The following is a 23,751-nucleotide window of genomic DNA, read 5'->3' as shown; positions in this document are numbered from 1 at the left end:
GGTAATACGGCAAGGCAGGCGTCGGCGAGCAGGACGGACAGGCGGTTCCCGGTGGAGCTCGGCAGGAAGTCGTCGTAGACGCCCCGGTCAGCCCCATCGGGGTTGGCGGCAGACCGGAGCAGGAACGGCGGGCAGCGGTGCCACCAGCGCTGCGGCGCGGACCCGCCGCTGCCTGTAGGTTGCTAGTGCCGCGACCGGCAAGATCAGGTAGAAGCGGGTCATTCGCAGGACGACAAGGGATCTTTGGCCCTACCCAGCCACGGCAAAAGGGGCCCTTCGCGGCGCGGCAGGGTGACCTGCGTCCCTAGCCGGCCACGCTCGGCAGCGCGAGTCTGGCAGCAAAGGACGAAGTGAGCTTGTGATGGCTCCGGACTGGAGGAGGGGGTTGTGATGGTTCATGACATCTCCCACGACAAGGGCACGGACGCCGAGCCGAAGGCTCCTGACGCGAGCGTTCAGCTCGCCCGCGACCAGGCGGTGAAGCAGGTCGAGCGCAGGCGGCATTTCTGGATGAGGGCCACGATGGGCACGCTGTTCATGCTGATCCTGGCGGTCATCTGGGCCTTCGCGGAGTACCACAACGCGGGCGGCTGGCCGACCAGCGGGTTCAGCCAGAGCTCGGGCATCGCGAACGTGTGGAACTACTGGATCATCTACCCGGCCATCGCGTGGGTGCTGCTGACCGCGGGGGATGCCTGGTGGGTCTTCGGCCGCAAGCCGGTCTCCGAAGCCGAGATCCAGCGGGAGATGGAGCGCCAGGCTGGCCAGCGGCGCTGACCGCTGGCGGTGCAGCGCGCATCGGGAATGCGCAAGGATGTGGTGGTCATGCACGCTCGCAAGGGCGTGGCTGAGGGGGCCGCCGTGGCTGCGGCGGCGGCGGCGGTTGCCGTCACCTACGGCATCTATGCCGTTCACCCGTGGCAGGGGTCCACGCCGCTCGATCAATTCCTCGCCACGTTCGGCCGCGCCGACACGGCGGCCTGGCCGATGCAGATCGTGTGGTATCTGGCCGCCTTGGCCATGGTCTGGCTAGCGCTGTGGCCGGCGCGCCGGTCCTCCCAGCTGATCTGTGCTCTTGCCGCGGCGTACTTCGCCTGGATCGGGATTGGCTACTTCGCCTGGCTGAGCCCTGGCATCGGCCTGTCCGGGGTGTGGGCCGGCGTGTTCACGTTGCAGGCGGTGCTGCTGGTGGTCGCGGGCATCGCGCGCCGCGACCTGGTGATCCGGCCCCGGTTGGACCTGTCCTCAGGGCTGGGCGCTGTCTTCATCGGCTACGCGCTGATCGGATACCCGCTGGTCGGGGTGCTCGGCGGGCACGCGCTGCGCGTGGTGCCGCTATTCGGGGTCTCGCCGTGTGCGACAGTTACCTTCTTCTTCGGCCTGCTGCTGTGGGCCGTCCCGCCGGTGCCGAAGTACCTGCTGCTCATGCCGCTGGCCTGGGCGCTGAACGCCGCACCACACAATATGGCCACAGGTGTCGCCGCGGACTACGGCATGCTCGCCGCGGCACTAGTAACCGCAGGATGGATCATCTGGCGGGACCGCGCCTCGGGGCCGGCCTGGCACACCGTGACCGCCGGGCTGCTGTTCGCCTTGGCGGGTTACTTCCCCGGTTCCGGAGCAGCAGCCGCCGAGCACTGCCTCCTGCAGGTCTAGCTCTTCCAGCAGCACGTTCAGGTCGGCGGCAAGCGTGTCGTGTCATACCCGGCGGCAGGGCGGCTGGAGGCACCGCCGCCGCGCCGGTCATAGGTGTTGGCCGCCGACTGCAGTCAAGTTGTGGATACCCCTCGCGCAGAGCCCACTGCACGATCGGGTGGAAGGACGCAGCAGGAGCTGAAGTGGATCGCTTTTCACTAGGCGAAAGGCATGACGACGATGAACGCCAACACCATCACGACAGCGGCGCCGATCACCACCTACTTCCGGGTCTGCGACGGGGTGCGAGTGAGGTTTGCCGACAACAAGGCACACTCAGACATCACCACGCTGATGCTGGCGCCGTGGCCAGAAAGCCTCTGGGCCTTCCGCCGCATCTGGGACCGCGTTTCCGCGGCCGGCCGGGTGGTTGCCATCGATATGCCAGGATTCGGCCACTCCGACGGCCGCACGGAACTGATCGCCCCGGACGCCTCGGGAGCATTCCTTGCTCGCCTGATCGACGAGTGGGGGCTGGGAGCTCCGCACATCGTCGGCCCCGACGTGGGCACGGCCGCGGCGCTCTTCCTAGCCGCCAAGGCGCCGCAGCGTGTGACGAGCCTGACCGTCGGCGGCGGCGCGGTCCGCTTTCCGATCGAAGCGGGCGGAGCGCTTAAGGACATCATCGAGGCACCGGATCTGGACGTCGTGCGCGGGCAGGACGCCAGGACCAACATCGGCTACGCGGTCGAGCCCGGTGCCGCGAGCGACAGCGAGCCCGACGTCCACGAGGACTATGTCAGTGCCTACGATCTCGGGCGCTTCGCGGAGTCGGCCCGGTTCGTGCGGCACTACCCCGAGCAGAACCCGGTGCTGCGTGACCTGCTGCCGACCATAAGTACGCCGACCCAGATCCTGGCCGGGCGCAACGATGACCTCGTGCCGTGGTCGAACAACCAGTACCTCCACGACCTCCTCCCCAACAGCGAGATCCACTCGCTCGACGCGGGTCACTTCGCGTGGGAGCAAGCAGCCGGGGAATACGGCAAGCTCGTCGCCGACTGGGTCAGCGGCGGATACCGGAGCGTCGCAGCGGGCTAGCCGTCGGACTGCTTGCCGGCCGGGATGCTTGCCAGCTGTGCGCGGGCAGCGGCGACCAACTCCTCGTTGGTGTTGGCGTGGCCGGCGAGCCCCCAGCCGCCGTCCTGCGCCTCGGTCAGCAGTACCCAGGCCCGGCCGGCGAGCCCGGGCTCGCCCGCGGCATCGGCGGCGATCGCGGTCAGTCGGTGAACGTCCCGGCCGTCGCGTAGACGTCGATCATGGGCACGGCGATACTCCTTCGGCTGATGGGCGGCTGCTAGCTCAGGAACTGGACGACATCCGCTGCGAACGCGGCGTGGTGCTGGAACAGGAATCCGTGCGCCGCGTCCTGGTAGATCTTCAGCTGTGCCTGGGGGATGAGGCCCGCCAGCAAGTAGGAGTAACGCGGCAGGATCATCGGGTCACTGTCGCCGTTGGCGACGAATACCGGCATCTGCAGGGCGGAAACCCGCTCGAGTTCCGCATGATTCGGGATACCCCAGGCGCACACGGCGTCGTACTGCGCCTCGCGGGTCGCCCAGTCGGTCATCGCGTCCCGGTCATCGCTGCGCGCGTACATGCGGCCGAGTGCTTCCTTGCCTGCCTGCTGGCTGGCTGCCGAAGGCGCGAAGAACACTCCGAGGTGCTGCTCCGGGCTGGTCTGCGGCGTGCCGACCGCGCCGATCACCGCTGGCGCCCAGCCGTGCATGCCCGCCGCGCCCTTCGGCGCAGAAGACGCCAGGACCAGGCGCCGGACGAGGCCTGGCCGCCGCAGGGCGACCTCTTGCGCGACGAAGCTGCCGATGGAGAACCCGAGCAGGTCAACCTGACTGAGGCCCAGCGCGCTGATAAAGGCAAGCGCGTCCTTGGCCATCTGCTCAACGGTGTCCGCCGTGCGCCCGGTCGAGTTGCCGACGCCCGCGTTGTCGAACGTGATGACGCGCCGGGAAACCGCCAGCGCATCAACGAGCGCGGGATCCCAGTAGTCCAGGTTGCCGCGGAAATGCTGCAGCAGGACAAGCGGGGCAACTCCGTCATGCCCGCCGGTGTCACGGTAGGCGTAGTCGATATCGTTGGCTGCCCGCACTGTGTCATTCGGCAGCGCCGAGTATGTCTGAGACATAAGCCCAGCATGCGGGCCGGCCGCACGTCCTGGGTATCCACATGTTGACTGCATAACCGCGAGCGCACGGTGCTGAGTTTGACGTTTTCTAAGGCGACTGGTCATATTGGGGCTATGGCCCGGCCCAGCATGAAGCAGCAGATCATTGAAGCCGGACTCGCCGAGCTACACGCGCGGGGGTACGCCGCCTGCTCGGTCGCCGACATCACCAAGGCGGCCGGCGCCCCCAAGGGCTCGTTCTACAACCACTTCGCGAGCAAGGAAGACTTTGCCGTCGAAGCCGTCCGCCGCTACTTCGAGATCGCTGGCTGGCCGGCGTCATTCGAGTCAACGTCGGCGGTCGCCCGCCTGCGAGCCGGCTTCACCGCACTCGCGGACGGCGCGCGCGACCGCGCCTACAGCCGGGGATGCATGTGGGGGAACCTCGCGAACGAGGTCGCCGACCACAGCGCCGCCATCCGCGGCGAACTGGCCGAGGGCCTGGACGCCTGGTCGGCCATCGTGACCGAGCTAGTCGCGCAGGCGCAACGGGCCGGCGAGATCAGCCACTTGGGCGATCCCGCTCCGGTCGGCCGCTTCATCGTCAACGCCTGGGAAGGGGCGCTGACGCGGTCACGGGTCGTCCGCAGCAGTCAGCCGATTGACGATTTCTTCGAGCTGATCTTCGGTGCCCTGCTCACACGTGACGAGCGTCCGACACGGACGCCGGGAGCGCCATGACCAGGCCAGCGGCGGACAGTCGCGCGAGTCTCGTAGGCCGGGACAAAGAGACGGCCTGCCTAAGCGACCTGGTATCCCCGCCCTATGAGGGGACCCGGGCGCTGCTGCTCCTGGGCGAGCCCGGTCTGGGAAAAACGGCGCTGCTGACCGAGGCAGCCGTGCAGGCCAGGTCCGGCGGGATGTGGCACCTAAGCGCCACGGGCCGGGAATCGGAACGGGAGCTTGCATTCTCCGGGCTGCATCAGCTGCTCCGGCCAGCGCTGAGGCACATCGCGGGGCTGCCCGCCCGGCAGGCCGCCGCACTGCGCGGGGCCTTCGCGCTATCAGGCGGAGCCTCCCCGCCCGATGCCCTGCTCACCGGGATTGCCGTCCTCACGCTCCTGTCACTTGCCTCGGAAGAATCGCCGCTGCTCGTCACGGCCGATGACGTGCAGTGGATGGACCACGCCTCGATCTTCGCGCTGGCCTTCGCGGCCCGGCGCCTGGCGGCCGAGCACGTCGTGCTCCTGGTCAGCGCCCGGGGGACGATGCCGCCGCCCGACTTCGAGCGGGACTTCCCGCGGCTGCTGCTCGAACCGCTGCCGGTTGCGGACGCCGGACGCCTGCTGGACTCCCAGCCCACGCCGCCGCGGGGCCGGGCCCGTGAACAGGTACTCTCCCAGGCCGCCGGCAACCCGCTGGCGCTGATCGAGCTGTCGAAAATGCTCGCCACCGACCCCGGCGCCGGACGGCATTTGGCAACCGAACTGCTGCCACTGACCAGCCGGCTCACCGCCATCATGGCTGCGCGGTACACCGCGCTCCCGGAACGTGCGAAGGCCGGGCTGCTGCTCGCGGCGGCTGCCGACAGCGGCGACGTCACGGCGCACGCCGGCGGGCTGACGATGGATACGCTCGCCCACGCGGAAGCGGCGGGGCTGATCCGGATCGACGCCTCAGGCCCGCACTTCACCCATCCCCTCGCACGATCGGCGGTCTACCACAGCGCCCCCTTCGCCGAGCGCGCCGCCGCGCACCTGAAGGTCGCGGACGCCGTCCGCGACAGGCCCGATCGTCACGCGTGGCACCTGGCCGCCGCCGCGCTGGGACCAGACGAGCACGTCGCCGCGCTGCTTGAGGACAGCGCAGGAGTGGCGAAGCGCCGCGGAGGTGCCGCGGCGTCCGCACGCGCCATGGAACGCGCCGCCGAACTCAGCCCCGATGACGGCAACAAGGCCAGGCGGATGCTGGCCGCCGCCCAGCTCGCCCATGCGGCCGGGCAGGCCGACTGGGTGCTGGAGCTGGCGCGGAACACGCTGGCGGTGACCTCAGACCAGGACCTGCGCTTCGCTGCGCGGCTGGAGATCGGCTGGTCGCTGCTGTGGTCGAACCGGAACGCGGAGGCTCTTGACACGCTGCTGTCGGTCGCCGCCGACGCGCTCCTCACCCATCCGACGATCGCGTGGGACGCCGTCGGGGTGACGGCCATCCTCGTGCACCAGAGCGGGCTTCCCGATGTACGGGCCAAGGTGCGCGCCGCGCTGAGCGGCCTGGATGCGGCCGGCGCGCAGGTGCCGGATACCGACGACTGGCCGGCCAGCAACATGGAGGAGGCCCGAAGCTGGATCCGGGCCTGCACGGATCCATTCGACGACCGCACGGAGACCGTGTCCTGCGTGAAGCGAATGGCCGGCCGCGCGCTGTCTGACCCGGGCAAGGTCGGCGCCGCCGCCTGGAGCCTTGATGAACCTGAACTCGCGGTTCAGGTGCTGCGCCAGGCCCTCACCAAGCTGCGAGCTCCCGGATTCCGGGGCGCCAGTGGCGCCGTCCTCTCGTGCCTGCAATGGGCGTGTGCCGACAGCGGACGCTGGGACGAGGCGCTTGCCGCCGCCCGGGAGGCGGCCGACATCGCGGCCGCATACAAGATGCAGGCCGTCGCCGCCAACTCCCATCTGGTCACCGCCACGATCGCGGCCATGCGCGGTGAGCAGGAACAGGTGACACCGCTGCTTGCCCGCGTCCTCGCCGACGTCGATGAGGCTGTGTACCGCGGGTTCGCCGCCCGGGTCAGGCACGCGGCCGGGCTAGCCGCGCTCGCCGAGGGCCGGAACGTCGCCGCCTACGCACAGCTCAGCCGGGAGTTCGCCGCCGACGGCACACCGCTGCACTACCAGTTCTCCTATTACGCCATCGCCGACTACGCGGCCGCGGCCGCGCGCGCTGAACGGCGCCTGGAGGCGGCGAACCGGGTGGAGCGCGCGCTGGTCATGGCCGGGCCCGCACCAGGCTCGCGGCTGGAGCAGCTCGCAGCCCGCGCCCGCGGGCTGCTGGCCGACCCGGCCCAGGCCGAGGCGCACTTCACCGCGGGCCTGGCCGATCCGGCAGGCGAGACATGGCCTTTCGAGCGAGCGCAGCTCAAGCTCGACTATGGCGAGTGGCTGCGGCGGCAGCGGCGGATCAACGACGCCAAGCCGCTCCTGGGAGCTGCGCTCGACACGTTCACCCGCCTTGGTGCTGCTCCCTGGACCAGGCGGACCGACTCGGAGCTGCGGGCCTGCGGCGTGACCGCCGAAGCTGAGCCGATCCGAACTAATGCGCTTGACGAGCTCACCCCGCAGCAACGCGAGATCGCGATCCTCGCCGGCCACGGCCTCACCAACAACGAGATCGCCGACCGGCTGTTCCTGTCTCCTCGCACGGTCGCCTCGCACCTGCACCGCTCTTACCCCAAGCTGGGCGTCGCCGGACGACATCAGCTCCACGGCCTGATAGATCCGGCGGGCACGCGGAAAGCGGGCGGGTAGCGGGTAGGCCACGCACCCGTTCGGATGCCAACAGCACAGCCCGGCGGCGATGCGCCTGAAGACGGCCGGCGATGCAGAGATCGCGTGCCCCGCCTCGTCAACCGACTTCTCCGGGCGGCCACACCCAGCAAGCGCATGCAGCTGGCCCGCCAGGTTGGTGCCCAATCAGCTGGGCTCGCGGGGCGTGAACCAGTTGGCTGCCCAGGCTTGCCAGGCACTGGCGCACGCTGTTGCGTGGGCGGGATTTCCCGCCGGAACCTCACGGAACGGCGTCAGCCGACGTCTGCGGGGCGTGCCCCTGGATCGCCGAGGGCGACTATGTGGTCGGCCAGTGGAGCGCGGCGGCACCCAGACCGGAAGGAGGGAGAAATGACGTCGTCGCCGCGGCTGCCGACGGGCCTCCCCCGCGACGTGGCCGGGCCCGGACCGACCGGCGCCGAACTGCGCCGGGTGACGGAACTGGCGCTGCGCCGGGGTGCCCGGAATATCGCTATCGGCCGCGGCCGCTCGGCTGCCGCTGAGGCGGCGGTCAGGGAGTTTGCCCGCCGCTGGGAGACTGGCGGCGGGACGGTGCTCATCGTCGTTACCTGGCCGGAGGAAGCCGCGTCGTGGCTACGGCAGGCCACCCGGCTAGCCGCAGCAGACCCGGACCTGTGGATTATGGCAGGACCCCCGCGCGGGTGGGCGCAGATGACCCGACGGCTGCTGTGGTCGACCCCCTGGCAGCCCGGCCGGACTCTCGCCTTCGCCGCCCTCGGCACCAAGCGCGCGATCGGGCTTGTCGGCGCTCACAACCTGCACGGCCTTGCGGGCGCCACCGCCGACGGCGGCACCTGGACCGTCTGCGACGGAAACATCCGCCTCGCCAAGCGAGGAAGCGACGCCACGCCTACAGCTCCGGCAGGGTGAGACCGCTGACGGCGACGAGTGCGACCCCGAATACGGTGACGGGGGCATAGGAGCCAGCGTCGGGCACGTGGCAGGTTATCTCGCCCATGGTGACCGGGTTGCCGGCGATCAGCCGCAGCAGGCGTCCGGATGGCCTTTGGCCACTATTTGTTGGCGTGTCGTTGGCAGGCGGGGGTGTGCGAGTCGGGCACAATAGGACAAGGCCCCCTCCATGTATGAGATGGAGGGGGCCTTGCTCGACCTACCGATCCAGGCTGGCCGGTTTGCCTGGCAGCACCGGCTCCGGCGGGCCGACCGCCGGCGCCAGTCACCCGCTTCCGGTTCCGGTTTCCCGGCTCCTTCCGCGTTCCCGGAGTTTCCCCTGGGAGGTGTCCGTTTCCGACGTGAGAGTATTTCTACTCCTCAGTTCCACGCCGGCGCAAGCGTCCAAGCGGAGCAATTGCGATTTTTTTCGTTATCCACAGAATGACGGTGGTTATCCACGTATGAGCGGGGTTATCCACTGCCTCGTTCACAGCATATCCACAGGTCATCGCCTGCTGCCGTATCTGTGTCCGATGTCCGAGGAGTGCTGAGGACTGAGACCGACATGAACAGCGATGCCTCCGGTGAGGCGCCGAGACCGGTGTGGAGCGTTTACCCGCTTGGACTATTCATGAGCCGAACTAAGGTCGGGCCTGTGGTTACGGAGGCCGGCGGTCATCTGCGCAACCTGTGAGTCTCGCCACGCCGCGGCTACGTCTTCGACCGGGAGGGATGGCTTCAGCAGCCATGAGGTCTCTAGCCCGTTGAGAAATGCGATGATTTCGATTGCCTTCAGGTCCGGGTCGATGTCGCCGCGGGCAGTCCCGCTCGCCTGGGCGGCGCGAATGCCGTCGGCGTACTCCTTGTGGACAAGGTCATACCTTGTTTCCAGCCGGTCGCGAAGGGGAGCGTGGTCGCCGAGGTTCTCGACGAGCAGCAGGGTGAACATGCCGACCATCTCGGGTTCCTGGCGCCACCGGCAGATGCGCTCCACGATTCCATCGAGGAATTCCAGTCCCTCCCAGGGAATGGGGCGGGGAACGACGTCGCGCTGGTCGCGAATGTCGAGGGCCGCGTTCAGGAGTTCTTCCTTGGACGGGAAGTAGTAGAGCAGCCCCTGCTGCGTCACGCCCGCCTCGGTAGCTATCTGGGCGAGGGAAGTTCCCCGCCCGCCGTTGCGGGCGACGTGCCTGATGGCGGGTTGTTCAGGTAGGCCAGGACCGCCAAGACCCGGCGGTGTCCGATGTCGTCCGAAGGCAGCCCGAGCTTCAGGAACACGTTGCCGATGTGCTTACTGACCGCTCGTTCTGTGATGACCAGGGTGGTTGCGATGGTCGTGTTGTCGCGGCCCTCGGCCATGAGCTTGAGGACCTCGCGCTCGCGCGGGGTGAGCGAGTCAAGCGGCGTGCGGCGGCGGGCAAGGAGTTCGGTCACTACCTCGGGGTCGAGCGCGGTGCCGCCGGCCGCGACCCGGTCGAGTGCCTCAAGGAACTCCTCGACCCGGCCGACCCGGTCCTTGAGCAGGTAGCCGACCCCGCTTGCGCCGCCACCGAGCAACTCGGCGGCGTAGGACTCCTCGACGTACTGGGAGAGCACCAGCACCGGCAGCCCGGGGAGCTTCTCGCGCGCCGCGAGCGCTGCACGCAGGCCCTCGTCGCGGAAACGGGGCGGCATCCGGACATCGAGCACGGCGATGTCCGGGCGGTGCTCGAGCAGCGCAGGAAGGATCTCCGGCTCCGCGCCCGCCACCGCCACGACCTCATGCCCTGCCGAGGTCAGCAGCAAGACGAGCCCCTCCCGCAGCAGGGCGTTGTCCTCTGCGATCACCACACGCATGGCAACTCCGCTTCGATCACGGTCGGGCCGCCGACGGGGCTGGTCACCGCGAAAGTCCCGTCGAGCGCGGCAACCCGGCGGCGCATGCCGGACAACCCGGTACCGCCCGTGCCGTCGCCGGAAAGCACGGCCCCGCCCTTGCCGTCGTCGCGTACGACCACCCGCACCCCGGTGCCGGTGCGGATTAGTGAGACCTCGGCCTTGCCGGAACCGCTGTGCCTGGCCGCGTTGGTCAGCGCCTCGGCCACGACGAAGTAGGCGGCCGCTTCCACCGCAGCCGGGGCGCGGGGCCCTTCGTCGAAGTCATCCGCCTGCACTATGACTTCAATCCCGCTGCTTGCGGCGAGAGCCCGGACCGCACCCGCCAGCCCTCGGTCGGTCAGGATCGGCGGATGAATACCGCGCACCACGTGCCGCAACTCGGCCAGCGCCTCCTCGGCGTGTTCCTGTGCTTCGTCGAGGAGCCGCCACGCGGCCTGCGGATCACGGTCGTAAGCGCGTTTCGCCAGCCCGATCCGCATGGACAACGACACAAGCCTCGCCTGCGCGCCGTCGTGCAAGTCCCGCTCGATGCGGCGCAGCTCGGCGCTATGGGCGGCGATGGCGCCCGCCCTGGTCTGGGTCAGCTGCTCGACACGTTCGGTGAGCCGCGCCCTCGGCGACGGCTTGAGGAGCGCGGCCGACCAGGCGGCGTCTAGGTCCGCCAGCCTGGTGATCAGCGGCAAGACGACCGGCCGGCGCCCAAGCAGCCCGCACCACACCCCGTCGATGAGGAGCCCGGCCGGCCACAGCGGCACCGCGAAGAACCCAAGGCCGCCGTAGGCGTAGTCCGCGACCATCCAGCGCACATCGGTGAACGTGCCAGGATCGAGGATCGCCGTGCGCAGCCGGTCGCGGAGCGGGCCGGTGATGGGCAGGTAGGCCTCGTGGATCTCCCGGCCCGTCCAATCGGAGGTCATGCTCCTTTTCGCCCCGGCCATCCGGCGTATCAGCAGCACGGTCTCTGGCAGCAGCGCGGCACCCACGACGGCGATCGTCCCGATGGCCGTGATCAGCAAGACGGTGATGAACCCGATGGAGAACATGGCAAGACCGACGCCCAGGGCCAGGTGGACCGTGGCCTTCGCCGCCTGCCGCACCGCCTGCCCCATCGTTTGCCTCACCGTTTGTCTCACGTGATCAGGCTAAGCGCACCGGCGGGACTCGCGCGGGAGAGCCGTCTCCCCTCTCGTGGTGTAGTCCGCTACACCCCCCGTTCGGGAGAGCAGTCCCTCGTTGCGGCGCGCTGGTGGCGGCAGCGTTGATGCCGGGAGCGAAAGACGCTCCTGCATCGCGTTACACGGAGGTTTTCCCATGTCTAAGCTAGCTCGCTGGTGCTTTCAGCACCGCAAATGGGTGGTGGGCCTTTGGCTGCTCGCCACGATCGCGGTAATCGGGGCGAGCACGCACGAGGGCAGCGCCTTCGGCGGAAGCTTCAGCCTGCCGAACACCGACTCGCAGGCGGCTGTCAACCTGCTGACGCACAACTTCCCGTCCGCGTCGGGCGAGGGCGACCAGGTCGTCATCCAGGCCACCAAGGGCGCCACCATCAAGTCGGCCACGGTGCGGACCGAGGTCAGCGCGGCGCTTGCGCGGGTCGCCAAGGTGCCTGGGGTGGTGTCCATCGTCAGCCCCTACACCAAGGCGGGCGCGGCGCAGGTCAGCAAGGACGGCACCGTCGCGTTTGCCCGGGTGACCTGGGCCGAGCAGGGGGACAAGGTGACCTCGGCCGATGCCAAGAACCTGATCAACGCGGCGGAAACCGCCGACAGCGCCAACGTGCACATCTCCCTGAGCGGCCAGGCCATCACCAACTCAGAACGGCCGAGCCCTGGGTTCACCGTCGGCGTCGGCGTGATCGCGGCGCTGGTCATCCTGCTTGTCATCTTCGGCGGGGCGGTGATCGCGTCGCTGCTGCCCCTTTTGGGCGCGGGGCTTGCGCTGGTCCTCGGCAACTCGGTCATCGGCCTGCTCAGCCACGCGATGAGCATCTCAAGCGTGTCCACCGAGCTGGCCGTCCTGATAGGCCTTGGCGTCGGCGTGGACTACGGGCTGTTCATCATCAGCCGGTACCGCACTGCGGTCAAGGACGGACTGTCCTACGCCGATGCCGCGGCCCTGGCCGTGGCGACATCAGGGCGCACCGTGCTGCTTGCGGGCCTGACCGTCTGCATCGCCCTGCTCGGCCAGTTCCTGCTCGGCGTCAGCTTCCTTTACGGCGTGTCGGTCTCCGCGGCCATCGCGGTCGCGCTGACCATGGCCACCGCCATCACGCTCCTGCCCGCCATGCTCGGCTTCCTCGGCCCCCGTGCCCTGTCGCGGCGGGAACGAGCCCGCCAGGCATCCGGCAGACGGCACGTTAGCCCAGCAGGGCGCGACGCGACCCCAGCAGGGCGCGGCTTCTGGTTTGGCTGGGCCCGTCTGATCGAAGCCCGCAAGGTCATCGTCGCGCTGGCCTCGCTCGCCGCCGTCATCGCGATCGCGCTGCCGATCTTCGGCCTGCGCCTTGGCACCTCCGACGCCAGCACCGACCCGGCGAACTGGACGACCCACCAGGCCTACACCGCGCTTGCCGACGGGTTCGGCCCCGGTTTCAACGGGCCGCTTGAACTGGCCGCCCAGGTCGGCTCGCACCGCGACGTCACCGCGTTCGACCATCTGCTGGGCGTCGCCGCGCACACGCACGGGGTGGCGTCGGTGACACCGGCGGTGACCTCACCGAACGGGAAGGTGATGCTGGCCACCGTCTACCCCACGACAAGTCCCCAGGCGCAGCAGACCGTCGACCTGGTGAACAACCTGCGCGATCACCTCATCCCGCAGGCCGCGCACGGCACCAGCCTGGCCATCCACATCGGCGGGGTGACCGCCACCAACATCGACTTCGCCCACGTGCTCACCGACAAGCTGCCGATCTTCATCGCCGTCGTCGTGCTCCTCGCGTTCCTGCTCCTCATGGCTGTCTTCCGCAGCCTGCTCATCCCGCTGGTCGCCTCGGTCATGAACCTGCTGTCCGTCGGCGCCGCCCTCGGCGCCATGAACGCCGTTTTCAACTGGGGCTGGGGCAGCAAGCTCCTGCACCTGTCCGGCACGGGGCCCGTCGATGCCTTCCTGCCCGTCCTCATCTTCTCCGTGCTCTTCGGCCTGTCCATGGACTACGAGGTCTACCTGGTCAGCCGCATCCAGGAGGAGTGGAACCGCGGCACTGACGCCGTGGCCGCCCGGCGCAATCACCTGGCCGTCACCACCGGCCAGGCCAAGAGCGGCCCAGTCATCGCCGCCGCGGCCGGCATCATGATCCTGGTCTTCGGCTCGTTCATGTTCGGCGCCAGGGAACTGGCCGAGTTCGGCTTCGGCCTCGGCTTCTCCGTCCTCGTCGACGCCCTGCTCATCCGCGGCCTGCTCGTCCCCGCCCTGATGCACCTCATCGGCTCCGCCAACTGGGCCCTCCCCCGCTGGCTCGGCCGCATCCTGCCCCGCCTGGCCATCGAGGCCGCCGAGCCGGCCCCGGCCGCCGCGGTCTACACCGGCACGCTCGGCGAAACCAGCTACCTGGTAGGCCCCGGGCAGACCGCGCCAAACCTCTGGCTACCCGAGCGGCACCCGAATGAGTAGTGCGCACGCCATCAACAGCAAACCGGCATCAACAGCAAGGCGGCCAGGCACCCAGCGTGCTGCGGGCCCGGCCCGCCCTGCCGGCCCAGAGCGGCAGACGAGATGGAGACGATCATGACCAGGATGGCAACGCTCATGACGCGCCGGACGGCGTATACCGCGCTTGCGGTAGCCGGGATCGCGCTGTCGGCTGCGGCGTGCTCCACGGCAAGCGGCGCAATGCCGGCGGCGGGTGTCGCTACGTCGCCGGCTGGTGCCGCGACGGCGCCGGCTGGTGCGGTAACGTCGCGGGCCGGTGCGGTGGTACTGCAGGGCTCGTACGTGGCGCTCGGCGACTCCTACACCGCAGGCCCCGATATTCCCGCCCAGACCGGTGCGACCGCCGGGTGCGACCAGTCCACCAGCAGCTACCCCTACCTGGTCGCGCAGCGCCTGCGGCTGAACCTGACCGACATGAGCTGCAGCGGCGCCACCATCGCCGACCTGTCCGGCGCGCAGCTCACCGGCGACGGCAGCAACCCCGCGCAGCTGAGCCCGCTGTCGACGGCCACCAGGCTGGTCACCCTCGGCATCGGCGGCAACGACATCGGCTGGTCCGCGATCATCACCCGCTGCACGGAACTGGACCTGGTTCCCGTCCTGATCCCGGGAGAAGCCGCGGCGGGTTCCACGCCCTGCCAGGATTACTACACCTCCGGCGGCGCCGACCGGATCCGGCAGAAGATCCAGGCGGCGGCAGGGCTGCTGGCCGGCGCGCTGACCCAGGTAAGGCACCGGGCGCCAGACGCCCGCGTTTACCTCGTCGGCTACCCCGACCTGCTGCCCGCCGGCGGCGGCACGTGCGGGCACACCCTGGGCGTCACCCAGGGCGACGTCGCGTTCCTCAACGACGAGGCACTACAGCTCAACAGCGCGCTGCGACAAGCCGCCCAGGCCGCAGGCACAACCTACGTCGACACCTACGGCCCCTCGGTAGGCCACGACGCCTGCTCCGACCCGGCCAGCCGCTGGATCGAACCGCTACTGCCCGCCTCCCCCGCCGCCCCGCTGCACCCCAACGCAGCCGGCGAGCAGGGCATGGCAGACGCGGTCACCCGTGCCGTCACGGGCAACGGATAACCACAGCAGGACGGCCCACAGGAAGTGCCCCTGCTCCCGAACGGGGGAGCGCAGCGCGCTGCGCTCCCCCGTTCGGATAGCCGGGAGGCCCCGGAAGGCGAGCTGCTAGCCGACGACCCGGGCGACGGCTGGCCCACCCCGTGGTTTAGATTTTCCCGAGCGGATGGCGGTGGCTGCCGTGGCGCCCGGTGACCCACCGGGCTACGATGCCGTCTTGCGGCTGCCGGCGTGCCAGTCTTCCTCCGCTCCGGCCATGCCGGGGTCCACGCCGAAGCTGTGCAGCTGGGGCCGCTCGCGCAGGCTCCGCTTGAGCTCGGCGAAGCCAGGGAAGGCGGCCAGGGCCGTGACATGGTCCCAGAGCCGGACTGCTTCGTCGGGGCCGGGGAGCCTGCTGATCACCGGGCCGAAGAACGCCGCGCCGCCCGGCGGGCTGAAATGGATGATCGGCGTGCCGACGTCCCGGCCGGTCAGCGACCGCGCCTCATCCCCTTCGGCGCGGATCTCCTCATCCCACCGCGTGTCGTCAAGGGCGCCGGACAGGCCCGCGGGCAGCCGCGCCGCGGCGAGCAGCGGCTCGAGGAAGGCGCGGCTGCCGCGGGTGGCGGGGGTCAGCTCGGCGGCACCGGGAGCGTCGAAGATCTCGCTGCTGACGGCCTCATAGAACGGGCCGACGGCGGACCGCCCTTGCTCGGCCCTAACCCGCGCGGCGACCCGCAGCAGCCGCAGTCCCGACGTGTGCCCTTCCTCGTAGCCGGCCGGGAAGTGGCTGTCGTAGTCGACCGCGGAGTTGATCAGGCGCAGCGAGATGAACCGCCAGTCGACCGTGTAGTCCCGCTGCGCGGCCACCATGCGCACCCACTTGCTCGTCATCCAGGCGAACGGGCACACCGGGTCGAAGTAGAAGTGAACATCCGGTTCCGTCATGCTGCCGTCTCCCGTCCCGTCACGCCGTCGCCGGTGCCGAGTGCTCTCGCAGGTAGCGGACCAGCCCGAGGACGTCGTCGGGGGCGAGCCGCCCGATGGCGCCGCTTGAGTACACGCTGACCACGACGTTACCCGCGGGGTCGAGCACGAAGCCGGCGGACTGCAGGTACACCGGGTCCGGGTTGACGAACGCGCCGGTCAGCTCCGCGACGGCGCGGGCGTCGGCGCCGTAGCCGACCGGGAAGGTCAGCCCGTGCTTGGCGACCAGCGCGGCGGTAGTCTCCTGGTCGTCGACAGAAAGGGCGGCGACGCGGATGCCGTTGCCCGCCAGGGTCTGGCTGGCCCGTTCGAAGGCGCGCAGCTGGGCGTTGCAGTACGGGCACCAGGAACCCCGGTAGAACAGCACGACGGCGAAGTCGCCGGCGAACGCGTCCGGGATGGTAAGCGCTTGCCCGTCCGCGGTGGTGATCATCAGCCGCGGGAACGGGTCGCCGGGGTTGAGCAGGGGCATCGCGTTTCTCCTTCGCAGTGGCCGGGGACGGTACCGAGGCGGCGCTGTCCCGGTACGTACGCGTCACCCACGCCCGGGTTCTTACCGGTGAATTCCGCGCCCTCTCGGTAAGAGACCGAAGCCGCGCGCCGCCATCGACTAGCTGAAGGTTCAAGAGCACTCCGCCGAACGGGTGCGGCTCACTGCCCTGTCGTGCTAGCCGTTAACAACCGCCGCGAGGAGCCCGGTGTAGTCGTCATTGCACGGGCCGCAGGCCAGCAGGTGGGCGGCGATCCCGGGGTAATGCCCGGCTGCGTCCTCGCCTGCTGCCACCAGATCGACGTAGACGTGCAGTACGGCCATCGCCTCGTCGCAGCCGACATCGCGCGGGTCGGTCCGCAAGAACCGCTCCAGCCGGTCAAGCTCACTCATCGCCGCTCCTCCCCGGCTCTTCCAGGTAGCCCTTAGCGACCAGCGCGCGGCGGATCTTACGCCGCGCGTCGAAGACCACCTGGTAAATCGCGTTCTTCCGCAGGCCAAGCTCGGCGACCAGCGCATCGCGCGGGACCTGGTCGACCACGACCGCCACGAAGACCCGGCGCTGGTGCGCGGTCAGTTCCTCCTCCACCACCCGGCGCACCTCGGCGAGGACGCCCGCGGCCTCCGCCTGCCGCGCCGGATCGATACCGAACCGGTCAGGCAGCCGCTCCCACTGCCCCGCGTCGAGCGCGACCGGCGCATGCCGCCAGTAGTGCCTGCCCAGCTTGGCCGACACCTCAAGGACGACAAACCGGTACGCCCAGGTGATGAACCTGCTCTCGCCGCGGAAGTCAGCGAGCTTGGCCAAGATGGCCACCATGGCGTCATCGGCCGCCTGGTGCGCGACGTCATCCAGTTCCTGTCCGACCACCGGGGTGCCGGGCGCCCGGCGGCGGACCTCGGCCAGCGCGATGCGGACCAGCCGGGCGTGCAGCTCGCACTCGGCCGCCCGCAGCTCCCCGCCCGCCGCGCCCAGCCGACGCAGCCAGGCCGACGACTCCTCGTCCAGGTCGTCTGCGGGCACCTTGGCACCTTCCACGCTCGGCAGGCTAACGGCAGCCGCAGCCGCAGCCCAGCTCTGCTCTCGCGTTCGCTGTCGCAACACGAGGTAACCGCCACTCGTTCGGATGGCCCGGCGTGCGGCCGCACCCGCCCCAGGTCCACCCGTACCGCCCTCCGTCCAGGTCCCCGGAGTCTCCGCGGGCCGCGATGGGCAGCAGGCGGGCGTCCGGGTGGCCGGTGGCGGCGGCGTTGACGGCGTTGTTCTCCTGATCAAGCCGTTCTCGCAGGCTAGGGTCGGCCTCGCCCGCGATGAGCGTCACCTCACTCATGATTGTTTCCTTCCATGGACCGCTTGACGAGGACGGCACGGGTATAGAGCAGGTCGAAGCCCTGGCGTTGGGCGTTACGCTGCGACTTTGACCCGGGTTGGGTGACGATTGCGGCCACATCGGCGCCGCTGTGCCGGGCCTCAACTCCGGCTGGCATCACTGGCTGGAACCCGCCGGTGAGGTCACGGCCGAGCACGTTCTCGAACGATTCGAGCTGGTAGCCTCGCGCGGTGAGCTGGGCGCCGATCGCAGGGTCGGCCAGGTGGGCGAGCTCGACCTGCACGGGGGAACCGCAGGCGGCGAAGGCGGCCTCGATGCGCCCAGCCAGGGCGGTATCGCAGAACAGGGGCAGCCGCCCCCGGGCGAGCGCACCAGGGGCGCCCGCATCGTTAACGGTCTCCATCGCTGGCCTCCTCATGGCAGCCGGTCAATGCGCGCGCCGCCTGGCAGGCGGCCACTGCGGTCCGACAGCGGGTTGCATCCACTTGCGGTTAGCGTCAGGAGCGGCCGAGGTCTTACCGGCGGCTGAGGTAAGAATCCGCCGTCCGCACGCCGCATACGAACATGAGCTACGGCACTGTGGCAATCAGCCCGCCCGCCGGCCACAACCGGAGACCGCGATTCGCTGGAACGCCTGTTCAAGCTGGTCGCGCTGTCCGCGGCCGTCGGAAACCTCGATATGCACGCGAAGAACATCTCCCTGCTCCACCAGCCGGACGGATCCATGACGCTCAGTCCGGCCTATGACGTCGTACCGCAGGCACATCAGCCCAACGACGGCGAAGTCGCACTCGCGATCGGCGGCGAGTACCGTCACGCCGCCCTGACCATGAGCCACCTCGTGGCAGAGGCACGTGCGTGGGGGCTCGCCGCGGCCGCCGAGCTCGCCGAGGAGACGGTTAGCCTGGTCCTCCAGCTAGCGAGCGCGGAAGTTCCCGACGAACGCGCCCATCCCGGGCTCGCGCAGGACATCGCCGGATTCGCCGCTAACCTGCTCGCCGGACAAGCGATCGGAACAGGCGGCCATCAGCCTTAGCCGTTGATCTGCTGCCGGCCTCAGCGTTAGTTTCAGCCAAGGCCCGACCACAGATAGCGGGCGCCGATCGCGACGACCAGGATGCCCATCACCCGGCGGATCACTGTGTCTGGCAGGTGCCGCTGGATCCGGGCGCCGGTGTATGCGCCTGCCAGGCCGCCGATGCCAAGCGCGATTCCGGTCGGCCAGTCGGGTGCGACTTGCCCGTGGTGATGGACCGAGAGGAGAAGGAAGGTGATCACTCCTGCGACCGAGGTCACGAAGGTGGACGCCAGCGCGGCCGGAGCGACTTGCCTGGGCGGCCTTCCGGTGCCGATGAGGACGGGTGCCAGGATCGAGCCGCCGCCGATCCCGTAGATCCCGCCGACGCAGCCCACCGCCGCCGCGAGCAGGATCAGCACGGGCAGCGGAACGGCGCGCGCCTTCTTTGCCTCCCCGTCTGCACGGATCGGAAGTGTCAGCGCCAGCCATATGCCCAGTGGCAGGAGCACGGCCGCGACGACGAGATCGAAGACGCGGGCGCCGGGCAGGACTTCCACCCGGATGACCGATCCGGCGATCACGCCGGGCAGTGTCCCGGCGATGAGGACTAGGGCGAGCCTGCCGCCGGTCTGTCCCTGCCGCCAGTACCCGTACAGCGCGCCCGGAGTCGCCACCACGTTGTAGAGCAGGTTGGTCGGCGTGACGGCGGGGCTCGGCGTGCCCAGCACGCTGACCTGAAACGGCAGCAGCAGCACCGCCCCGGAGATCCCCGCGGGCGTCGCCAGTACCGCGATGGCGAACGCGGCCGCCAGCGCGACGGCCTGGGTCCAGCCAGCACCTAGCACAGGTCACAGTAAACGATCTTCCTGGATGGTGAAGCAGCGATGACAAGTACATTTGCTCCACGCAAACGCTGGTTTCCGATTGTTTGGGCGATTGCCATCTCTCGAGTCCAGGGGAACGGACGGCATGATTACAGTGTTACAGTCTCCCCATGGGAGAGGTTCCGACGCTGTACGAGTGGGCGGGCGGCCGGGCTGCGATCGAGCGAATGATCAGCTGCTTCTACGATCGGGTGGAGACCGATGACCTGCTCAGCCCGCTGTTCCCCGGCGGGGTCAGCGCCGAGCACCGCGAGCACGTCACCACCTGGTGGTGCGAGGTCTTCGGCGGTCCCGCCGCATACACCGAGCGGCTCGGCGGCTACCCCGCCATGCTGGCCCATCACCGAGACCTGGCCATCACGGCCGACCAGCGGTTCCGGTTCGCCTCGCTGATGAGCCTGGCCGCCGATGACGCGGACCTGCCCGCAGACCCCGAGTTCCGGGCCGCCCTGGTCGGCTACCTGGAATGGGGCACCCGGCTGGCCATGCACAACTCCCAGCCCGGCGCCGAAGTCGTCGAGCAGGCCCCGGTGCCGCACTGGGGCTGGGGAGTCGCCCCGCCCTACCAGCCCTGACTCCGCAGGGACGCTGGCGTCACAGCAGCCAGTCGATCGGGGTGTCCGCGTCCTGTTCATACCGGCACACGCTGCCGGTATGCACGGCCCGGCGCAGCAGCCTGGCCGTTGCCGGGTCCTCGGCGCCGATACGGTCAAGCGCGGCCGCGATCGCCTTGCGTACCGCGACCCGGGCCCGCTCGGCAGTCCCGCCCATGCTGCGCGCGCGGCCGCCCAGGCCGGTCGCGCCGGCGAGTTCGCGGAGCAGCGCCTCGCGTTCGGTCTCGATGCGCTCGGCCCGTGCCGGGTCGTTCCACGACTTCGCCTCGTCGAGCTCCTCGTCGATCTCCCGCAGCCGGTTGCGGTATGCCGTCAGCGCCTGGCGGTCAAGCCGCTCCCCCGCGTCCGGCTGCGCGACGGCCGTGCCGTGACCGGCGGCCAGTGCAGACATCTCTAGCGCGGTGATCTCGGCGTCCGGCCGCTGCAGTAGCGCGCGCAGGTAGTGCAGTCCCTTCATGTCAGGCAGCAGCCGTGCCTCGCCCGCCGGACCGACCGACCACACCGCCTGCCCCGGCAGGCGCCGCAGCTCGACCGTGCGCCTGGCTGCCGGCCGCGACGCTGCGACGGGCGCGCCGCGCTTGACGTCGTACGGCGCCGACATCCGGCGCAGCCACCACGGCGCGTCCAGTCGGCGGTACGCCGCGACGGCTGCCGCGCGCCAGTCATCCGCCCGTGGGTCTGCGCTGACGACCGCGGCGCGCCAGAGGTAGTCCTCGACCACGCCGACGCAGACAACGGCGCCCGCGTTGAGGACGCAACGGCCGGCGTACGGCGCCATCAGCGTCATGCCCGCGCGCGCGATGTCGGCGTAGCCGAGCCCGGCCGCCGCCTCGGTTGTCTTCGCCACGGTGAGCAGCCAGTCAACATCGGCCGGCACCTGGCCGAACCCACCGCCGCCGACCTGCTGGACGAGCCTCGATGCGCGTCCGGTGTCGCCGGCTTGCAAGGCCAGTACGGCTGCTTCGGCGATGAGCGACTCGATACCGCGCCGCACGGCGTAATCCTCGGCAAGCGGGGCCTCGTCGGCGAGGAAGTCGATGTCGTCAGCGTGCCGGGCGATCTCGGCACGCTGCTCGTGGTAGACGGCAAACGCGTCAGGGATCGCGGTGTCCGTGCCGAGAGCGTACGCGGCATCCGCCAGCTCGCGGGCGCGGCCCAGGTCGCCGATGAGCGTGGCGTGCATCGCCCGCCGCGTCATCGCGAAGTAGCGCACCGTCGGCGAGCCGGTCTCGTCGGCGAGCAGGTCGAGCGCGGCCAGCTGGCGGTGCATCCCGGTGACGTCGAGTGTCTCCAGCGCCGTGGTCAGCCGCCACAGGTGCGCGTCCATCCGGGTGCGCAAGTCGTCCACGTGCGCGGCGACGTCCTGCAGGCGCGCGGTGATGCCCAGGCGTTCGGACAGGTCATCCGGACCCCAGCTCGTCGCAAGCTGTGCGTCCAGAGCGTCGGCCAGCACCGTCGGATCGCGGGTTTCCCCGGCGAGTTCGACCGCCTCCAAGGCGAACGACGCGCCGCGTGCCGCGTCGTTGCCGTAGACCCACGAGCGGGCAAGAGCAGCGGCGAGCCTTGCTCGCGTGGCCGGGGAATCGGCGGCGAGGTATGCCTCGTGCAGCAGGGCGGGAGTTCGGCCGCCGGGGCCGCCGAAGCGCTGCAGTGACGCTAGCCCGAGCGCCGCGGCGGCCATGGCGGCGACGTCGTCAGCGGCACGCGCCGCGACGAAGTCGCCGTAGTGCGCGGCGCGTGCCGCCTCCCATGCCGAGTCGTCCTGCTCCTGCACCGCCTCCATGCATACAGCGTAGGAGCAGACACGTGGCCGCAGTCGAGGTCAGGGACGGATCAGCGTCACCGCGCTGGCGTGCTCGGCCCGTCGCGCCGCGTCCCAGTCGCCGGTGCAGTAGACCGCGATCAGGGTGATGCCCCCGTCGCCGATGTCGGCACGGAACAGTTCGCGGCAGGTCCAGTGCTCGCCGCCGGAATCCCAGGCCTCCTCGACTTCCAGGACGAACCCGGTCGGCGTCGGATCGAACCGCCACCGCGGCACCGTCCCTTGCCCGGGGTGGCCGGCCAGCCGCAGCGCGACACAATCCTCGACACCGCTGGCCTGCAACCGCCAGGTCGGCATTGTGAAGTCGCAGAACACGTCGGCGGCGAACAGGCCGTCCGGCACCTCACCGGTCTCCAGGAACTTGATGAGCTTCTCGGCGAGCGCGTGGGCGCGGACCTCGTTCTGCGTGAGAGTGGTGGCGGTCATGATGAGGCGCCTGCTTCGGCTGCGAGGTTGGCCCCCACAACGGTCATGGTCGCGTTGAGTGCCTCCGTCGGGCTGAACTCGACGACCTCGGTGCCCGCCGTCAGGACCGGCGTGTGCCCGGCGGGCGCGTAGTAGGCGACGCCGGCCGCGTAGGTCTCGGTGCGGTCGGCGAAACGGAAGCTAATGCTTCCTGTCAGCACCACGCCCCAGTGCGGACACTGGCAGCGGTCGTCCGGCAGTCCGCGGAAGAACCCGGCCGGGTCCACGTCGGCCTTGTAGGTCTCGAAGCCGACGGTGTAGCCGTCGAGGTCGACGTACCGTCCTTCGAATTCCGGAATGTCGACGCCGACCGGTGCGGACGCCTTGTTCGTGTGAGGCATGAGCCCTCTCCTTCCATCGAGGTGCTGTCACCCGATAGGCGTGAGGCCGCGCGTCACACCGTGACGTCAGGCGAGACTGCCTTCGCGAGCGCGCTCATGCGGCAGGGAGCGCCCCGGTCCGTGGTGGCGGACCGTGGCACCACCTGGCCGATGCCGCGGACGCGCCCGATGAACTGGTCGCCGGGCCGCCACGCGGTGTTCCGCCGCGCACGGGGAAGGTACGCCCGTGGGCATGCCCGCGACACCCAGGCCGTTTCGTAGCGCCACGGGCATCGACCACCCAGCCGTGGAGTACCGAGGAGGACTTTCATGCCAGATCCACTCGTACCGCTATCAGGAAGCGACCGCTCCGCACTGCCCGGCGCGCGGCCGGCGGCGCCGCTCGACGAAAGCCAGGTCATCACCGTGAACGTGATGCTGCGGCGCAAGGCCGCGCTCCCCGCGGCGCCGGCGGCGGGACCGGAGACGCTCAGCCCGGCCCAGCTCGGCGACCGGTACGGCGCCGACCCGGGCGACGCGCAGCTCGTCGCCGAGGTGCTCGGCGAATACGGGCTCACCGTGACCAAATCCGATCTCCCCTCGCGCCGGCTTACGGTGAGCGGGACCATCGCCGCGATGGAGTCGGCCTTCGGTACCACGCTAAGCGCGGTCACCTCGCCGGACCCGGGCGGCAGCGGCCAGGTGCAGCACCGCTACCGGACCGGCTCGCTGTCGGTCCCATCGCGCCTGTCCGAGATCATCACCGGGGTGTTCGGGCTCGATGACCGGCCGGCGGCCCGCCCGCAGTTCCTGCGCTCTCCAGCCTCCGGCAGCCCGCATAGCACAGGGCTATAGGAGGAAAGCCGACCTCGTGCCACAACCATCGGGCCTGCCTGCCCCGGTACCACACCGGATGCCGTCGCGGCGGGATGCCCAGGTCCACGGGCATCCCCGCCGCGCC

At 70.0% G+C, this 23,751-nt stretch carries 26 protein-coding genes; 12 read left to right on the top strand and 14 right to left on the bottom strand.

Going from position 1 to position 23,751, the window contains the following annotated elements; genetic code table 11:
* Positions 1–390 precede the first annotated feature (390 nt).
* The 4 genes from EAS64_RS19930 to EAS64_RS46765 all read left to right on the top strand — a co-directional run bounded on the left by EAS64_RS19930 (position 391) and on the right by EAS64_RS46765 (position 2,945).
* Positions 391–777: a 2TM domain-containing protein gene (locus EAS64_RS19930; protein WP_246115777.1), complete on the top strand. Its 387-nt coding sequence runs from the start codon at positions 391–393 to the stop codon at positions 775–777.
* Positions 778–825: 48 nt separating this feature from the next.
* A complete protein-coding gene (locus EAS64_RS19925) occupies positions 826–1,656 on the top strand; it encodes a DUF6064 family protein (protein WP_145854736.1) in 831 nt (276 codons plus the stop codon).
* Between the two features lie 210 nt (positions 1,657–1,866).
* Positions 1,867–2,736, top strand: coding sequence for an alpha/beta fold hydrolase (locus EAS64_RS19915; RefSeq protein ID WP_145854734.1), 870 nt, complete (start codon positions 1,867–1,869; stop codon positions 2,734–2,736).
* Positions 2,737–2,813: 77 nt separating this feature from the next.
* The gene (locus EAS64_RS46765; RefSeq protein ID WP_281283283.1) at positions 2,814–2,945 is read left to right on the top strand and encodes a hypothetical protein; all 132 of its coding nucleotides are present in this window, start codon (positions 2,814–2,816) and stop codon (positions 2,943–2,945) included.
* Between the two features lie 47 nt (positions 2,946–2,992).
* On the opposite strand, the gene EAS64_RS19910 is transcribed toward EAS64_RS46765, so the two are convergent.
* Positions 2,993–3,838: an alpha/beta fold hydrolase gene (locus tag EAS64_RS19910; RefSeq protein WP_145854733.1), complete on the bottom strand. Its 846-nt coding sequence runs from the start codon at positions 3,836–3,838 to the stop codon at positions 2,993–2,995.
* Positions 3,839–3,952: 114 nt separating this feature from the next.
* On the opposite strand from EAS64_RS19910, the gene EAS64_RS19905 reads away from it, so the two are divergent.
* The 3 genes from EAS64_RS19905 (at position 3,953) to EAS64_RS19895 (ending at position 8,250) form a co-directional block, all read left to right on the top strand.
* Positions 3,953–4,558: a TetR/AcrR family transcriptional regulator gene (locus tag EAS64_RS19905; protein WP_145854731.1), complete on the top strand. Its 606-nt coding sequence runs from the start codon at positions 3,953–3,955 to the stop codon at positions 4,556–4,558.
* Positions 4,555–7,341 carry an AAA family ATPase gene (locus EAS64_RS19900; protein ID WP_145854729.1) on the top strand — a complete coding sequence of 929 codons (2,787 nt, stop codon included), beginning with the start codon at positions 4,555–4,557 and terminating at the stop codon, positions 7,339–7,341. Before EAS64_RS19905 ends, EAS64_RS19900 begins: the two co-directional genes overlap by 4 nt.
* Before the next feature lie 369 nt (positions 7,342–7,710).
* A complete protein-coding gene (locus EAS64_RS19895) occupies positions 7,711–8,250 on the top strand; it encodes a type 1 periplasmic-binding domain-containing protein (protein ID WP_145854728.1) in 540 nt (179 codons plus the stop codon).
* Between the two features lie 649 nt (positions 8,251–8,899).
* Here EAS64_RS19895 and EAS64_RS45960 read toward each other — a convergent pair.
* From EAS64_RS45960 to EAS64_RS19880, 3 genes are read right to left on the bottom strand one after another with little or no spacing between them, the layout of a single operon-like run.
* The gene (locus tag EAS64_RS45960; protein ID WP_246115776.1) at positions 8,900–9,421 is read right to left on the bottom strand and encodes a TetR/AcrR family transcriptional regulator; all 522 of its coding nucleotides are present in this window, start codon (positions 9,419–9,421) and stop codon (positions 8,900–8,902) included.
* Positions 9,418–10,110 (bottom strand): response regulator transcription factor, encoded by a 693-nt coding sequence (locus tag EAS64_RS19885; RefSeq protein ID WP_145854724.1) that lies wholly within the window; start codon positions 10,108–10,110, stop codon positions 9,418–9,420. The genes EAS64_RS45960 and EAS64_RS19885 overlap by 4 nt, the downstream gene beginning before the upstream one ends.
* Positions 10,098–11,285: a sensor histidine kinase gene (locus EAS64_RS19880; RefSeq protein ID WP_246115754.1), complete on the bottom strand. Its 1,188-nt coding sequence runs from the start codon at positions 11,283–11,285 to the stop codon at positions 10,098–10,100. Before EAS64_RS19880 ends, EAS64_RS19885 begins: the two co-directional genes overlap by 13 nt.
* 178 nt (positions 11,286–11,463) lie before the next feature.
* Here EAS64_RS19880 and EAS64_RS19875 point away from each other — a divergent pair, with 178 nt between their 5' ends.
* A complete protein-coding gene (locus EAS64_RS19875) occupies positions 11,464–13,764 on the top strand; it encodes an MMPL family transporter (RefSeq protein WP_145854721.1) in 2,301 nt (766 codons plus the stop codon).
* 114 nt (positions 13,765–13,878) lie between these two features.
* Complete coding sequence (locus EAS64_RS19870) at positions 13,879–14,883, top strand: SGNH/GDSL hydrolase family protein (protein ID WP_222849421.1); 1,005 nt, start codon at positions 13,879–13,881, stop codon at positions 14,881–14,883.
* Positions 14,884–15,084: 201 nt separating this feature from the next.
* Here EAS64_RS19870 and EAS64_RS19865 read toward each other — a convergent pair whose 3' ends face one another.
* The 6 genes from EAS64_RS19865 to EAS64_RS19840 form a co-directional block, all read right to left on the bottom strand.
* A complete protein-coding gene (locus tag EAS64_RS19865) occupies positions 15,085–15,807 on the bottom strand; it encodes a DsbA family protein (protein ID WP_145854720.1) in 723 nt (240 codons plus the stop codon).
* Positions 15,808–15,826: 19 nt separating this feature from the next.
* Positions 15,827–16,318, bottom strand: coding sequence for a peroxiredoxin family protein (locus tag EAS64_RS19860; RefSeq protein ID WP_145854718.1), 492 nt, complete (start codon positions 16,316–16,318; stop codon positions 15,827–15,829).
* 195 nt (positions 16,319–16,513) lie between these two features.
* Positions 16,514–16,729, bottom strand: a complete 216-nt coding sequence (locus tag EAS64_RS19855) for a hypothetical protein (RefSeq protein ID WP_145854716.1) — start codon at positions 16,727–16,729, stop codon at positions 16,514–16,516.
* Positions 16,722–17,375 carry an RNA polymerase sigma factor gene (locus EAS64_RS19850; protein ID WP_222849420.1) on the bottom strand — a complete coding sequence of 218 codons (654 nt, stop codon included), beginning with the start codon at positions 17,373–17,375 and terminating at the stop codon, positions 16,722–16,724. Before EAS64_RS19850 ends, EAS64_RS19855 begins: the two co-directional genes overlap by 8 nt.
* A gap of 10 nt (positions 17,376–17,385) precedes the next feature.
* Positions 17,386–17,667, bottom strand: coding sequence for a hypothetical protein (locus tag EAS64_RS19845; RefSeq protein WP_145854715.1), 282 nt, complete (start codon positions 17,665–17,667; stop codon positions 17,386–17,388).
* Positions 17,660–18,070 (bottom strand): hypothetical protein, encoded by a 411-nt coding sequence (locus tag EAS64_RS19840; protein ID WP_187366031.1) that lies wholly within the window; start codon positions 18,068–18,070, stop codon positions 17,660–17,662. Before EAS64_RS19840 ends, EAS64_RS19845 begins: the two co-directional genes overlap by 8 nt.
* A 174-nt stretch (positions 18,071–18,244) precedes the next feature.
* On the opposite strand from EAS64_RS19840, the gene EAS64_RS19835 reads away from it, so the two are divergent.
* Positions 18,245–18,703: a HipA domain-containing protein gene (locus EAS64_RS19835; protein WP_145854713.1), complete on the top strand. Its 459-nt coding sequence runs from the start codon at positions 18,245–18,247 to the stop codon at positions 18,701–18,703.
* 32 nt (positions 18,704–18,735) lie between these two features.
* Here the strand turns inward: EAS64_RS19835 and EAS64_RS19830 are convergent, their stop codons facing one another.
* Entirely contained in the window at positions 18,736–19,530 is a 795-nt protein-coding gene (locus EAS64_RS19830; RefSeq protein ID WP_246115753.1) for a sulfite exporter TauE/SafE family protein, read from the bottom strand.
* 149 nt (positions 19,531–19,679) lie between these two features.
* Here EAS64_RS19830 and EAS64_RS19825 point away from each other — a divergent pair, with 149 nt between their 5' ends.
* Positions 19,680–20,144 carry a group II truncated hemoglobin gene (locus tag EAS64_RS19825; protein WP_145854711.1) on the top strand — a complete coding sequence of 155 codons (465 nt, stop codon included), beginning with the start codon at positions 19,680–19,682 and terminating at the stop codon, positions 20,142–20,144.
* A 19-nt stretch (positions 20,145–20,163) separates the two neighbouring features.
* On the opposite strand, the gene EAS64_RS19820 is transcribed toward EAS64_RS19825, so the two are convergent.
* Genes EAS64_RS19820 through EAS64_RS19810 form a run of 3 tightly spaced genes read right to left on the bottom strand, consistent with a single transcriptional unit; the run spans position 20,164 to position 22,811 of the window.
* Positions 20,164–21,966 carry a hypothetical protein gene (locus EAS64_RS19820; RefSeq protein ID WP_145854709.1) on the bottom strand — a complete coding sequence of 601 codons (1,803 nt, stop codon included), beginning with the start codon at positions 21,964–21,966 and terminating at the stop codon, positions 20,164–20,166.
* A gap of 39 nt (positions 21,967–22,005) precedes the next feature.
* The gene (locus tag EAS64_RS19815) at positions 22,006–22,431 is read right to left on the bottom strand and encodes a hypothetical protein (protein ID WP_145854707.1); all 426 of its coding nucleotides are present in this window, start codon (positions 22,429–22,431) and stop codon (positions 22,006–22,008) included.
* Positions 22,428–22,811 carry a cupin domain-containing protein gene (locus tag EAS64_RS19810; protein WP_145854705.1) on the bottom strand — a complete coding sequence of 128 codons (384 nt, stop codon included), beginning with the start codon at positions 22,809–22,811 and terminating at the stop codon, positions 22,428–22,430. Before EAS64_RS19810 ends, EAS64_RS19815 begins: the two co-directional genes overlap by 4 nt.
* A gap of 309 nt (positions 22,812–23,120) precedes the next feature.
* Here EAS64_RS19810 and EAS64_RS19800 point away from each other — a divergent pair, with 309 nt between their 5' ends.
* Positions 23,121–23,645 (top strand): protease pro-enzyme activation domain-containing protein, encoded by a 525-nt coding sequence (locus EAS64_RS19800; protein WP_145854702.1) that lies wholly within the window; start codon positions 23,121–23,123, stop codon positions 23,643–23,645.
* The last annotated feature ends 106 nt before the right edge of the window (positions 23,646–23,751 follow it).

The organism is Trebonia kvetii (genome assembly GCF_007827045.1).
In the GTDB taxonomy this organism is placed as follows: domain Bacteria; phylum Actinomycetota; class Actinomycetes; order Streptosporangiales; family Streptosporangiaceae; genus Trebonia; species Trebonia kvetii.
This window is presented reverse-complemented; position numbering and strand designations above follow the sequence as displayed.

Coding starts and splice junctions, on each gene's coding strand:
- EAS64_RS19875 (WP_145854721.1), top strand. CDS start 11,464: ATGTCTAAGCTAGCTCGCTGGTGCTTTCAGCACCGCAAATGGGTGGTG.
- EAS64_RS19860 (WP_145854718.1), bottom strand. CDS start 16,318: ATGCCCCTGCTCAACCCCGGCGACCCGTTCCCGCGGCTGATGATCACC.
- EAS64_RS19910 (WP_145854733.1), bottom strand. CDS start 3,838: ATGTCTCAGACATACTCGGCGCTGCCGAATGACACAGTGCGGGCAGCC.
- EAS64_RS19915 (WP_145854734.1), top strand. CDS start 1,867: ATGACGACGATGAACGCCAACACCATCACGACAGCGGCGCCGATCACC.
- EAS64_RS19840 (WP_187366031.1), bottom strand. CDS start 18,070: ATGGAGACCGTTAACGATGCGGGCGCCCCTGGTGCGCTCGCCCGGGGG.
- EAS64_RS19855 (WP_145854716.1), bottom strand. CDS start 16,729: ATGAGTGAGCTTGACCGGCTGGAGCGGTTCTTGCGGACCGACCCGCGC.
- EAS64_RS19865 (WP_145854720.1), bottom strand. CDS start 15,807: ATGACGGAACCGGATGTTCACTTCTACTTCGACCCGGTGTGCCCGTTC.
- EAS64_RS19930 (WP_246115777.1), top strand. CDS start 391: ATGGTTCATGACATCTCCCACGACAAGGGCACGGACGCCGAGCCGAAG.
- EAS64_RS19815 (WP_145854707.1), bottom strand. CDS start 22,431: ATGACCGCCACCACTCTCACGCAGAACGAGGTCCGCGCCCACGCGCTC.
- EAS64_RS19895 (WP_145854728.1), top strand. CDS start 7,711: ATGACGTCGTCGCCGCGGCTGCCGACGGGCCTCCCCCGCGACGTGGCC.
- EAS64_RS19820 (WP_145854709.1), bottom strand. CDS start 21,966: ATGGAGGCGGTGCAGGAGCAGGACGACTCGGCATGGGAGGCGGCACGC.
- EAS64_RS19900 (WP_145854729.1), top strand. CDS start 4,555: ATGACCAGGCCAGCGGCGGACAGTCGCGCGAGTCTCGTAGGCCGGGAC.
- EAS64_RS19870 (WP_222849421.1), top strand. CDS start 13,879: ATGACCAGGATGGCAACGCTCATGACGCGCCGGACGGCGTATACCGCG.
- EAS64_RS19800 (WP_145854702.1), top strand. CDS start 23,121: ATGCCAGATCCACTCGTACCGCTATCAGGAAGCGACCGCTCCGCACTG.
- EAS64_RS19810 (WP_145854705.1), bottom strand. CDS start 22,811: ATGCCTCACACGAACAAGGCGTCCGCACCGGTCGGCGTCGACATTCCG.
- EAS64_RS19845 (WP_145854715.1), bottom strand. CDS start 17,667: ATGAGTGAGGTGACGCTCATCGCGGGCGAGGCCGACCCTAGCCTGCGA.
- EAS64_RS19925 (WP_145854736.1), top strand. CDS start 826: ATGCACGCTCGCAAGGGCGTGGCTGAGGGGGCCGCCGTGGCTGCGGCG.
- EAS64_RS19825 (WP_145854711.1), top strand. CDS start 19,680: ATGGGAGAGGTTCCGACGCTGTACGAGTGGGCGGGCGGCCGGGCTGCG.
- EAS64_RS19905 (WP_145854731.1), top strand. CDS start 3,953: ATGGCCCGGCCCAGCATGAAGCAGCAGATCATTGAAGCCGGACTCGCC.
- EAS64_RS19885 (WP_145854724.1), bottom strand. CDS start 10,110: ATGCGTGTGGTGATCGCAGAGGACAACGCCCTGCTGCGGGAGGGGCTC.